Raw genomic sequence first — 10,882 nt, forward strand, 5'->3', positions numbered from 1 at the left:
AACCGGATAACCCGCCCGCAGCGGCGGGCAGCCTCGCCCGCAGCGCGGTGGCCATCGTCGCCTGGCTGCAGGCCTGGGCGACAGCAGCAGGCCAGACGCAGTCCCGCGGAAAATGCCAGCCGACCCCGCCCGGAGCAACGGGACCGTGGCCCCCGCGGCACGGTGGACGCCACGAGGCAGCCCAGAACGCATCGGGGCAAGCGTTCGGTGGTGGCGGCGGAATCGCCGCCACCGGCCCCACCACCAAACAACGCACCGGCCTCAGACCGGCGTCACCGGCAGCCGCAGCGCGCCCGGTGCGGCCTCGGGCACCACCGGGTTCTTCGGCGCCACCGGGGCCAGCCGGGCGTAGGGCGCGCCCAGCGGCGGCCGCTGGTCGGCCTCGCCCTTGTTCGGCCACAGCGCGAGCGCCCGTTCGGCCTGGGCGGTGATCGTCAGGGACGGGTTCACCCCCAGGTTCGCCGAGATCGCCGAGCCGTCCACGACGTGCAGGCCCGGATAGTTGTACAGCCGCTGGTAGGGATCGACCACGCCGGTCTCCGGGGAGTCGCCGATCGCGCAGCCGCCGATGAAGTGCCCGGTCAGCGGGATGTTCGCCATGTCGGTCCAGGCGCCCTGCGGCACGCCGTCGATCTTCTCCGCCACCCGCCGCGCGACCTCGTGGCCGTGCGGGATCCACGTCGGGTTCGGCGCGCCGTCGCCCTGGCGCGTCGTCATCCGGCGGCCGAACAGGCCCCGCCGCGTGTAGGTGGTCACCGAGTTGTCCAGGCTCTGCATCACCAGCAGCCCCACCATCTGCTCCGACCACTTCCGCGGGTTCTGGATGCGCGGCAGCTCCCGCCAGTGCCGCGCCAGCTCCCGCAGGCCCAGCACCCACCGCCGGTGCCCGTCCTTGCCGTCCACCAGCACGGTGGCGAGCAGGCTCATCAGGTTGCTGCCCTTGCCGTACCGCACCGGCTCGACGTGCGTGACCTCGTCCGGGTGCATCGACGACGTGATCGCCACCCCGTCGGTGTAGTCGGCGTTCTTGTCGCGCGAGCGCACCGCCAGGATCGCCTCCGAGTTGGTGCGCGACAGGTACCCGAGCCGCTTCGAGATCTTCGGCAGCGAGCCGCGGTCACGCAGCCGGTGCAGCAGCCGCTGCGTGCCCAGCGCGGACGCGGCGAACACGACCTGCTCGCAGGTGAACGTCCGGCGGTGCCTGCGCGACCCGGTGCGGACGGTGGTCACCTCGTACCCGCCCCCGGGGCGCGGCCGGACGTCCACCACCGTCGTCAGCGGGTGCACCACCGCACCCGCCCGCTCGGCGAGGTGCAGGTAGTTCTTCACCAGCGTGTTCTTCGCGCCGTGGCGGCACCCGGTCATGCACGAGCCGCAGTTCAGGCAGGTGCGGCGGGCCGGGCCGGCGCCGCCGAAGAACGGGTCCGGCACCTCCTGGCCGGGCTTCTGGTCACCGGTCGCGAACAGCACCCCGACCGGCGTCGGCCGGAACGTGTGAGCGATGCCCATGTCCTCGGCCACCTCGCGCAACACCCGGTCCGCCCGCGTGGTGCCCGGGTACGGGGTGACGCCCAGCATCCGCTTCGCCTGGTCGTAGTACGGGGCCAGCTCGTCGCGCCAGTCGGTGATGTGCGCCCACTGCCGGTCGGCGTAGAACCGGGCCGGTGGCTCGTACAGCGTGTTGGCGTAGACCAGCGACCCGCCGCCGACGCCGGTGCCGCTCAGGATGAAGGTGTCGCGCAGCAACGTCAGCCGCTGGATGCCGAAACAGCCCAGCAGCGGCGCCCACAGGTACTTCCGCAGCCGCCACGAGGTCTTGGCGAACTCGTCGTCGGCGAACCGGCGGCCCGCCTCCAGCACCCCGACCCGGTAGCCCTTCTCCGTCAGGCGCAGCGCGCTCACGCTGCCCCCGAAACCCGAGCCGATCACCACGACGTCGTAGTCCAGCTCGCCGGTCATGCGCCGTCCCCTCCCGCCACGATCGCGCGGTAGTCGTTCAGATCCAGGGCCCGGGTCTTCAGCCGGTACTGCGTGACCGTGCCGGGCCAGTTGTTGACGATCCGGCCCGCCTCGTTGCGATACCAGCTGGAACAGCGGGTCCACACCGAGCGGCCGAGCTTGCGCTGCAGGACGGTGTCGAAGCGCGCGGCGACCTCGGGCTTGACGTCCAGCGCCACGCCCGGCCTGCTCGCCAGCGCGCGCACCGCCTGCACGATGTAACGGGCCTGCGACTCGAGCATGTAGACGATCGAGTTGCCGCCCAGGTTCGTGTTGGGCCCGTAGACCAGGAACAGGTTCGGGAACTGCGGCACCGTGATGCCGAGGTAGGCCCACGCGCCGTCACGCCAGGTGTCGGCCAGCTCCGCCCCGCCGCGGCCGCGCACGGTCATCGGGACCAGGAAGTCGGTGGCGCGGAACCCGGTGCCGTACACCAGCACGTCCGCCTCGTGCACCACGCCGTCGGCCGTGCGCACGCCCTCCGGCACGATCTCCACGATCTTCTCGGTCTCGACGGTGACGTTGGGCCGCGTCAGTGCCGGGTAGTAGTCGTTGGAGAACAGCGCCCGCTTGCACCCGGGCTCGTAGTCCGGGGTGAGTTTGGCGCGCAGCTCCGGGTCCGGCACCTGGCTGGTCAGGTGCCTGCTCGCCAGCCGTTCCAGGTAGCGGCGCACGAGCGGCAGGTCGACCAGCCCGAGCGAGAGGAACTCGCAGATCAGCCAGATCCGGAACCGCTCGATCTTCTGGGTGACCGGCAGGCGGCGGAACAACGCGCGGTGCCAGGGCCGGTAGGCGATGTCGTTCTTGGGCACGATCCACGGCGCCGACCGCTGGAACACGGTCACGTGGCCGGCGATCTGCTGGAGTTTCGGCACGAACTGGATCGCGCTGGCGCCGGTGCCGATCACCGCGACCCGCTTGCCCGTGAGGTCGGCGTCGTGGTCCCAGGCCGCGGAGTGGAAAGCCCGCCCGCGGAACGACTCCCGGCCCGGCAGGTCGGGCACCGCCGGGCGGGACAGCTGGCCCACGGCGGGCACCAGGACGTCGGCCTCGATGATCTCGCCGGCTTCGGTGCGGACGCGCCAGCGGCCGGTGGCCTCGTCGAACTCCGCCGCAGCGACGCCGGTGCCGAACCGGATCCGGCCGGTCACGCCGTACTCGCGGGCGACGTCTTCGAGGTAGGCCTTGATGTCGGCCTGCAGGGAGAACCGCATCGGCCAGTCCGGGTTGGGCCGGTGGGAGAACGAGTAGAGCGGCGACGGGATGTCGCACCCGGCGCCGGGGTAGGTGTTCTCCCGCCACACCCCGCCGATCTCGTCCGCTCTCTCCAGGATGGTGAAGTCGCGGAACCCGGCGCGGACCAGTTCGGTCGCGACGGCCAGGCCGCCGAACCCGGCGCCGATGATGACGACGGAGGGCGGTCGGTGGGCGGTGGTGCGTGCCATGCTGCTCCTCGGCGGTGAGTGGGGCTACTCCACAGTAAGTGCTGCGGGTCACTCCGCCACAGAGACCAGCGGCCAGGAAACCGAGATTTTCGGCCACCCCGGCCGCGAGCCGGTGACCGGCGGAATCCATACTTCCGGCCATGAGTCAGCAGCTGCCGGTCGCCGTCCGGGACTGGGACTTCCCCCGCGGCGTCGCGAGCGTCGCCCTCCTGGTGCGCTTCGGGGCCGAGCGCGGCGTGCCGCGGGACGCCCTGCTGCGCGGCACCGGGCTGCCCCCGTCGCGCTTGGAGGACCCGGCGGCGCAGGTCGACGCGCACCAGGAACTGACCGTCGCGCGCAACCTCGTGCGGGAGCTGGGCGACCCGCCGGGGCTCGGCGTGGACGCCGGCGTGCGCTACCGGGTCACCACGTTCGGCGTGTTCGGGTTCGCCTGCATCAGCAGCCCGACGCTGCGCGACGCGATCACCTTCGCCCTGCGCTACCTCGACCTCAGCTTCATCTTCTGCCTGCCGGTGGTCGAGCTGGCCGCCGAGGAGCTGCGCTTCGAGCTGCGGGACGACGGGCTGCCGCACGACGTGCGCCGGTTCCTGCTGGAGCGCGACATCAGCGCGATCCACACGGTGATGCAGGACCTCCTGCCCGGCGGCCTGAACGTGCGGCGCCTGGAGTTCCGGTTCCCCGAGCCACCCGATCCGGTCCGCTACGAGGAGGTCTTCGGGTGCCGTCCGGCGTTCGGCGCGCCCGCCCACCACGTGGCGATCGACGCGGCCGCATTGGGCCAGCCGCTGCCGCAGGCCAGTGAGCACACGGTCGCGTTGTGCGAGGCGCAGTGCCGCGAGCTGGTCAGCCGCCGCCGTGCCCGCTCCGGCATCGCGCACCAGGTGCGGGACAAGCTGATCCGCGTCGGCGGCACGCTCGCGATGGAGGACGTGGCGCGGGAGCTGAACGTCAGCACCCGCACTCTGCGGCGGCGGCTGGAGGACGCCGGCACCAGTTTCCGCGGCCTGCTCGACGAAGTCCGGCAGGCGCTCGCCGAGGAGATGCTCGCGACCGGCGCGCTGTCGGTGGAGGATGTGGCGCTGCGGCTGGGATACGCGGAGGCGTCGAGTTTCATCTACGCGTTCCGCCGGTGGACCGGCACGACCCCGGCGCGGTACCTGCGGTCCGGGAGACGGGACTGACTTCGCGTCCCCTTTCGACGGTGGGATAAGGCTCCAGGTGTCAACCACGCGGATCCTGGGTAGATCAATGGTCTCTTCAGCTGCGAGGAGGCCGCACATGTTGACGCTGCTCCAGCCCGCGCGCGAAGCGGGCGAAACGATCCGCACGGCCGCGCGCGAGCACCTGTTGCTGGCACTGCTGGACATCCCGCGACTGATGCGTCATCCGATCTGGCGGCCCGAGGACCCGGAGGAGGGCGCCGGGCTGGGTGTGCTGCTGGTGCCCGGTTTCGGGTTCGGCGACCGCAGCTTGACACTGGCGAGCGCGTGGCTGAAGGCACGTGGATACCGGCCTGCCGGGTCGCGGATCGGTTTCAACGTCGGGTGCACCACCGAACTGGTCGACCGCATCGAGGCCCGGCTGGAGCAGCACGCCGAGGAGACCGGCGGCCGCGTGGTGATCATCGGGCAGAGCCGCGGCGGGTGGCTGGCGCGGCTGGCCGCGATCCGCCGGCCGGATCTGGTGCGCGGGCTGGTGATGCTCGGCAGCCCGGTGCTGGACCCGCTGGGCGCGCACCCGAAAGTGGTGCGGGTGGCCCGCGTCCTCGCCCGTCTGTCCACTTTGGGCATTCCGGGGCTGATGGATCTGGACTGCTTCACCGGGCCGTGCTACGACGAGAACATCAAGGCGCTGGCCGCGCCGCTGCCGCCGGAGGTGCCCGCGCTGGCGGTGTACTCGCGCGAGGACGCGATCGCGCCGTGGCAGCTGTGCCTGGATCCGTACGCCGAGTGCGTCGAGGTCCGCAGCACGCACACCGGCATGGGGCTGGACCCGGACTTCTACGTGGCCGCCGCGCCGCGTCTGGCCCGCTGGGCGCGGGACGAGGCCCGCGCGCAGTCCGGCGAGCCGACCGGGGAGCTGTCGCAGGCGAGCTGAGCCCGGTCCGGCAGGATCGGGGTATGGCGGAATGGGCGCGCGCGATCGGCACCGGCTGGGTGCCCGACGGTCCGGTGACCGGTCCGGACGTGGACGAGTTCGCCGACACCGACGAGATCACCGCGGCGCTGGCCGCGGAGCCGGGGGATTCGCTGCTGGCGGTGCAGCACCCGCACCGGCGGCCCGGCGCGGCGTCGCTGCGGGAAGCGCTGCCCGCGGCGCGCGCGATGCTGGACCGCTTGCGGGAACGGGACTACCGGCGCGTGCGCGAGGTGGTGGCGCCGTACCGGATCGCCGGGCACGACGGGATCGCCGCGGGGGTGTTGTGCCTGGTCGACCCGTCGGCGGTCGGCGCGCGGATCCGGCACAGCGAAGAGGTCTACGCCGGTGTCGTCGCCGAACGTGCCGCGGCGCTGCGGGCTCTCGGCTGCGCGACGAGCGCCGCGATGCTGGTGCCGGTCACCGGCGACGAGCTCACGCCCGCCGTGCTGGCAGCGATGCACGGTGAGCCCGTGGTGGACCTGACCGACGGCGCGGGCCGCTCGCACCGGTTGTGGCTCACCGGCCCCGGGGACGAGCAGGACCGGTTGCTCGCCGCGGTGCGCTCCGCTCCCCTGCTGGTGGCCGACGGCAACCACCGCGTCGCCGCGGCGGCCGAGGCGGGCACGCCACTTCTGGCACTGGTGACCGCGGGACCGGACCTGCGCATCGGCGCGATCCACCGCACGATCAGCGGCACCGGCCTCGGCGCGCGCGAACTGGCCACCGCCTGGCGCGCCGCCGGGCTGACGGTGCGCGAGGTACCCGAAGTGTCCGAAGTGTCCGGTGTCGAGCCCGGCACGGTGACGGTTTCCGCCCGCGGCGGCGGGCTGGTGGTGGCGCTGCCCGGCGGTGGACCGGACCACGCTGCGGTGGAGAACCTGTTGCTGGACAGGGCACTCGGCCTCGACCCGGAAGGCCCGCACGTGCACGCGCTGCCCGAGGGGCATTCCCCCGGACCGGGGACGGACGCCGTGCTGCGCCTGGCGCCCGTCCCGCTGTCCGAAGTGCTCGCCGCGCACGCGCAGGGCCGCCGCATGCCGCGCAAGAGCACGTATTTCACCCCGAAGCCGCGCAGCGGGCTGCTGCTCGCCGCGCTCGAGGGGTGAGTCAGACCGGCACTGGCCCGTCCACCCGCAACCCCTCCGCCCCGTGCACGCAGCGGCCGCCGACGAACGTCGCCAGCACACCGATCTCGCCGATCCGCCCACTCGGCACCGCCGTCGGGTCGTCATCGAGCAACACCATGTCCGCACGGAGCCCCGCGGGGAGCCGGCCGCTGCCCGCCGCCCTGGAAGCGTGGCTCAGACCGGCACCGGCCCCTCCGCCCGCAACCCAAACGTCGCCAGCACACCGATCTCGCCGATCCGCTCACCCGGCACCGCGCTCGGGTCGTCGCCGAGCAGCACCATGTCCGCACGCAGACCCGCGGCGAGCCGGCCGCTGCCCGCCGCCCTGAAGGGGTGAGTCAGACCGGCACCGGCCCGTCCGCCCGCAGCCCCTCGACACCGTGCACGCAGCGGCCACCGACAAACGTCGCCAGCACACCGATCTCGCTGATCCGCTCGCTCGGCACCGCGGTCGGATCGTCATCGAGCAGCACCATGTCCGCACGCAGCCCCGCGGCGAGCCGGCCGCGTTCGTGTTCCTGGTGCGAAGCCCACGCCGGGTGCGCGGTGTAGGCCCGCAGCGCCTCTTCCGCGCCGACCCGCTCGTCCGGGCTCAGCACGACCCCGGCGCTGGTCGTCCGCTCGATCATCGACCGCAGGCCGGCCAGCGGCGCGCCGACGCCGACGCACGGCCGGTCGGAGCTGCCCGGCACCCGCAGCCCGGCGTCCACGAAGGACTTCTGCCGGTACAGCCACGGCACCCGCGCCTCGCCCAGCGCCTCGGCCATCGTGTCGCCGATCTCGTACAGGAACCGGGCCTGCGGCACCGGGACCACCCCGAGCGCGACCAGCCGCGGCAGCTGGTCCGGCCGCACCATCGCGGCGTGCTCGATGCGGTGCCGCACGTCCGGGCGCGGCAGCACCCGCTGCGCCTCCTCGAACGCGTCCAGCGTCAGGTCGATGGCGCGGTCGCCGATCGCGTGCGCGGCCACCCGCCACCCGCTGCGGTGCGCGGCGACGATGGTGTCCCGCAGCACCTTCGGATCGTCCTGCAGCACGCCGAGCCCGCCGTGCGAGCAGAACGGCTCGGTCAGGGCGGCGGTCCGGCTGCTCAGCGCGCCGTCGGTGAAGATCTTCATCGGGCCCAGGCGCAGGAACTCGTCGCCGAACCCGCTGCGCAGCCCCAGGTCGACGCCGATCGTGCCGGTGTCGGCCGGGTTGCCGCCGAGCGGGTGCAGCACCTCGCTGGCCGGCATCAGCTCCACCCGCAGCGGCAGCGCCCCGCGTTCGCGCGCCAGGTGGTAGGCCGTCGCCTCGGCCGGGCTGTGCCCGATCCAGCCGCCGCCGATCCCGGCCTCGGTCACCGCGGTGAGCCCCTCGCTGACGTAGACCTTCGCGGCGCGCTCGATCGCCGCGGCCAGCTCCTCCACCGGGTAGGGCTTGACCAGTGCGTCCACCAGCTGCTGGGCCTGCTCGGCGAGCAGCCCGGTCGGCGCGCCGTCGTCGTCGCGGGCCACGACCCCGCCCTCGGGCACGCGCGCCGAGCCGTCGAGCACCCCGGCCTGGGCGAGGATCGCCGAGCTCACCGTGCACATGTGCGCCGACCGGTGCTTGAGCCACACCGCGCGGCCGCCGCCGGCGCGGTCCAGCGCGGCGCGGTCGGGGTGACCGCCCAGCACGAAGTCGTCGTACTTCGAACCGATCACCCACGCGTCCGACGGCAGTTCGGCGGCCCGCGCGGCGACCGTGTCGTACAGCTCGTCCAGCGTGCGGCAGCCGGACAGGTCGATCTCGGCCAGCGACAGGCCGTACCAGACCATGTGGTTGTGCGCGTCGGCGAAACCGGGCGTGAGGACCGCGCCGCCGCCGTCGACCACGGTGCGGGCGGCCAGGCCCTCGACCTCCTCGTCGAGGCCGACGATCCGCCCGTGCAGCACGCCCACGGTGTGCGCGCGGGGACGCTCGTCGGACACGGTCAGCGCACGGACGTTGCGCACCAGCAGGTCGAGCACGTGGAATCCTCTCGGTCGGGGGCCCTTCCCCGCAGACTAGGGGTCCGGGCCGCCCGGCCGCACGCACCAAGGCCGCGCGGTATAGGTCGTTATACGCCCGGCCGGGACTCGCGGTAGGCGTTGACCGACTCGGTGAGCCCGCGCAGCGTCGCCCGCAGCTCCTCCAGCTCGTCCACGGGCAGGCCCATCGCGTCACCGATCACGCCCGGCAGCGGCACGGCTTTCGACCGCAGCCCGTCGCCTTTGTCCGTGAGCCGGATGCACACCGAGCGCTCGTCGTCCGCGCGGCGTTCCCGGCGGACGAACTCCAGCTTCTCCAGTCTCTTGAGCAGCGGCGACAGCGTGCCCGAGTCCAGCGACAGCGCCTGCCCGAGGTCCTTGACGGACAGCTCGCCGTGCTCCCACAGCGCCAGCATCACCAGGTACTGCGGGTAGGTCAGGCCGAGCTCGTCGAGCAGCGGCCGGTAGAGCGAGGTGACCGCGCGGGACGCGGCGTACAGCGCGAAGCAGACCTGATCGTCGAGCCGCGGTGCGGCCGGTTCGGCCATGACTCCTCCTTGGTCAGCACTCGATCATCCCCCATCCGGCGGTCGCGCGCCATCCAGGGGTGACACATCCCATAGTAGGCAATTAAGTTGTGCACAAGATGGTTTGATGCAATAGACCGACCGGGAGCGACCCGGTCCCCGAAGCCTCAGGGAGACAGCGATGACCGCCAACCCGCACAACCTGGCCCTGGAACCCGCCGCGCAGGCCTTCGCCGAGGCGACGGACAACCCGCCGTACCTGTTCCAGCTCCCGCCGGAGGAGGGCCGCAAGGCCGTCGACGAGGTGCAGTCCTCGGAGATCGCCAAGCCCGAGGCCGACATCGAGGACCTCACCATCGAGGGCGGGCCGACCGGCCAGGTGAAGGTGCGCATCGTGCGCCCCGCCGGCGCCACCGGCACGCTGCCCGTCGTCCTCTACATCCACGGCGCGGGCTGGGTGTTCGGCAACGCGCACACCCACGACCGGCTGATCCGCGAACTCGCCGCCGGCACCGGCGCGGCCGTCGTCTTCCCGGACTACGACCGCTCCCCCGAGGCGCGCTACCCGGTCGCGCTCGAGCAGAGCTACGCCACCGCGAAGTGGATCGTCGCCGAGGGCGCGAAGCACGGCCTCGACGCGAACCGCCTGGCGATCGCAGGCGACTCGGTGGGCGGGAACATGACCGCGGCCGTGACGATCCTCGCCAAGCAGCGCGGCGACGTGACCTTCCGCCAGCAGGTGCTGTTCTACCCGGTCACCGACGCGAGCTTCGACACCGGCTCCTACCGGCAGTTCGCCACCGGCTACTTCCTCGCCCTCGAGGGCATGAAGTGGTTCTGGGACCAGTACACCACCGACCCGGCGCAGCGCGCCGAGATCACCGCCTCTCCGCTGCGCGCGAGCCTGGACGAGCTGGCCGGGCTGCCGCCGGCGCTGGTGATCACCGCCGAGGCCGACGTGCTCCGCGACGAGGGCGAGGCTTACGCGAACAAGCTGCGCCAGGCCGGCGTCCCGGTCACCGCCGTGCGTTTCCAGGGCGTCATCCACGACTTCGTGATGCTCAACGCGCTGCGTGAGACCAACGCCGCCGAAGCCGCCATCAACCAGGCGGTCGAGGTGCTGAAGAAGGCTCTGCAGGACTGAATTCCCGAAGGAAGGGACCGAAGTGATCCTCGACGAGGTGGCCACCAAGACCGTCGCCACCGCACTCCAGCGGACGCTGACCGATCTGATCGACCTGGGCCTGCTGGCCAAGCAGGCGCACTGGAACGTCACCGGCCCGCACTTCCGCGCCGTCCACCTGCACCTGGACGAGCTGGCCGCCACCACCCGCGAGCACGCCGACAGCGTCGCCGAGCGACTGGCCGCGCTCGGGGTCTCCCCGGACGGCCGCGCGAGCACCGTCGCCGCCGAGTCCACGCTGCCCGGCCTGCCCGCCGGACCGCTGGCCGACCGGACCGTGGTCGAGGCCGTGACCGGCATCCTGGCCGCCACGATCAGCGGCCTGCGCGCCGGGATCGAGGCCACCGGCGAGCCCGACCCGGTCAGCCAGGACCTCCTCATCGGCATCACCGCCGACCTGGAGAAGCAGCGCTGGATGTTCCAGGCCCAAACACGCTGACCACCGACGGCGCCGGCCGGGTTCGCCCCGGCC

At 72.8% G+C, this 10,882-nt stretch carries 10 protein-coding genes; 5 read left to right on the top strand and 5 right to left on the bottom strand.

Annotation, left to right across the window (positions count from 1 at the left end):
• Positions 1-261: 261 nt before the first annotated feature.
• Together ABZ193_RS26765 and ABZ193_RS26770 are read right to left on the bottom strand one after the other, a co-directional pair.
• Positions 262-1,959 (bottom strand): GMC family oxidoreductase, encoded by a 1,698-nt coding sequence (locus ABZ193_RS26765; protein ID WP_354711912.1) that lies wholly within the window; start codon positions 1,957-1,959, stop codon positions 262-264.
• Positions 1,956-3,443 (bottom strand): NAD(P)/FAD-dependent oxidoreductase, encoded by a 1,488-nt coding sequence (locus tag ABZ193_RS26770; RefSeq protein ID WP_354711913.1) that lies wholly within the window; start codon positions 3,441-3,443, stop codon positions 1,956-1,958. The genes ABZ193_RS26765 and ABZ193_RS26770 overlap by 4 nt, the downstream gene beginning before the upstream one ends.
• A gap of 140 nt (positions 3,444-3,583) precedes the next feature.
• Here ABZ193_RS26770 and ABZ193_RS26775 point away from each other — a divergent pair, with 140 nt between their 5' ends.
• The 3 genes from ABZ193_RS26775 to ABZ193_RS26785 all read left to right on the top strand — a co-directional run bounded on the left by ABZ193_RS26775 (position 3,584) and on the right by ABZ193_RS26785 (position 6,688).
• The gene (locus ABZ193_RS26775) at positions 3,584-4,624 is read left to right on the top strand and encodes an AraC family transcriptional regulator (protein ID WP_354711914.1); all 1,041 of its coding nucleotides are present in this window, start codon (positions 3,584-3,586) and stop codon (positions 4,622-4,624) included.
• A gap of 97 nt (positions 4,625-4,721) precedes the next feature.
• Positions 4,722-5,540, top strand: a complete 819-nt coding sequence (locus tag ABZ193_RS26780) for an alpha/beta hydrolase (protein WP_354711915.1) — start codon at positions 4,722-4,724, stop codon at positions 5,538-5,540.
• A 23-nt stretch (positions 5,541-5,563) separates the two neighbouring features.
• On the top strand, positions 5,564-6,688 hold the full coding sequence (locus tag ABZ193_RS26785) for a DUF1015 family protein (protein WP_354711916.1): 1,125 nt from the start codon (positions 5,564-5,566) through the stop codon (positions 6,686-6,688).
• A gap of 1 nt (position 6,689) precedes the next feature.
• On the opposite strand, the gene ABZ193_RS26790 is transcribed toward ABZ193_RS26785, so the two are convergent.
• The 3 genes from ABZ193_RS26790 to ABZ193_RS26800 all read right to left on the bottom strand — a co-directional run bounded on the left by ABZ193_RS26790 (position 6,690) and on the right by ABZ193_RS26800 (position 9,248).
• Positions 6,690-6,827, bottom strand: a complete 138-nt coding sequence (locus ABZ193_RS26790; RefSeq protein WP_237335064.1) for a hypothetical protein — start codon at positions 6,825-6,827, stop codon at positions 6,690-6,692.
• Between the two features lie 220 nt (positions 6,828-7,047).
• Entirely contained in the window at positions 7,048-8,700 is a 1,653-nt protein-coding gene (locus tag ABZ193_RS26795) for an amidohydrolase (protein WP_020423245.1), read from the bottom strand.
• Positions 8,701-8,789: 89 nt separating this feature from the next.
• Positions 8,790-9,248: a MarR family transcriptional regulator gene (locus ABZ193_RS26800; protein ID WP_020423244.1), complete on the bottom strand. Its 459-nt coding sequence runs from the start codon at positions 9,246-9,248 to the stop codon at positions 8,790-8,792.
• A gap of 160 nt (positions 9,249-9,408) precedes the next feature.
• On the opposite strand from ABZ193_RS26800, the gene ABZ193_RS26805 reads away from it, so the two are divergent.
• Together ABZ193_RS26805 and ABZ193_RS26810 are read left to right on the top strand one after the other, a co-directional pair.
• Complete coding sequence (locus ABZ193_RS26805; RefSeq protein WP_354711917.1) at positions 9,409-10,371, top strand: alpha/beta hydrolase; 963 nt, start codon at positions 9,409-9,411, stop codon at positions 10,369-10,371.
• Positions 10,372-10,393: 22 nt separating this feature from the next.
• Positions 10,394-10,849, top strand: coding sequence for a DNA starvation/stationary phase protection protein (locus ABZ193_RS26810; RefSeq protein WP_354711918.1), 456 nt, complete (start codon positions 10,394-10,396; stop codon positions 10,847-10,849).
• Positions 10,850-10,882 lie beyond the last annotated feature (33 nt).

Source organism: Amycolatopsis sp. NPDC006125 (assembly GCF_040614195.1).
Classification (GTDB): domain Bacteria; phylum Actinomycetota; class Actinomycetes; order Mycobacteriales; family Pseudonocardiaceae; genus Amycolatopsis_E; species Amycolatopsis_E tucumanensis.

Coding starts and splice junctions, on each gene's coding strand:
- ABZ193_RS26765 (WP_354711912.1), bottom strand. CDS start 1,959: ATGACCGGCGAGCTGGACTACGACGTCGTGGTGATCGGCTCGGGTTTC.
- ABZ193_RS26800 (WP_020423244.1), bottom strand. CDS start 9,248: ATGGCCGAACCGGCCGCACCGCGGCTCGACGATCAGGTCTGCTTCGCG.
- ABZ193_RS26790 (WP_237335064.1), bottom strand. CDS start 6,827: ATGGTGTTGCTCGATGACGACCCGACGGCGGTGCCGAGTGGGCGGATC.
- ABZ193_RS26770 (WP_354711913.1), bottom strand. CDS start 3,443: ATGGCACGCACCACCGCCCACCGACCGCCCTCCGTCGTCATCATCGGC.
- ABZ193_RS26805 (WP_354711917.1), top strand. CDS start 9,409: ATGACCGCCAACCCGCACAACCTGGCCCTGGAACCCGCCGCGCAGGCC.
- ABZ193_RS26775 (WP_354711914.1), top strand. CDS start 3,584: ATGAGTCAGCAGCTGCCGGTCGCCGTCCGGGACTGGGACTTCCCCCGC.
- ABZ193_RS26785 (WP_354711916.1), top strand. CDS start 5,564: ATGGCGGAATGGGCGCGCGCGATCGGCACCGGCTGGGTGCCCGACGGT.
- ABZ193_RS26780 (WP_354711915.1), top strand. CDS start 4,722: ATGTTGACGCTGCTCCAGCCCGCGCGCGAAGCGGGCGAAACGATCCGC.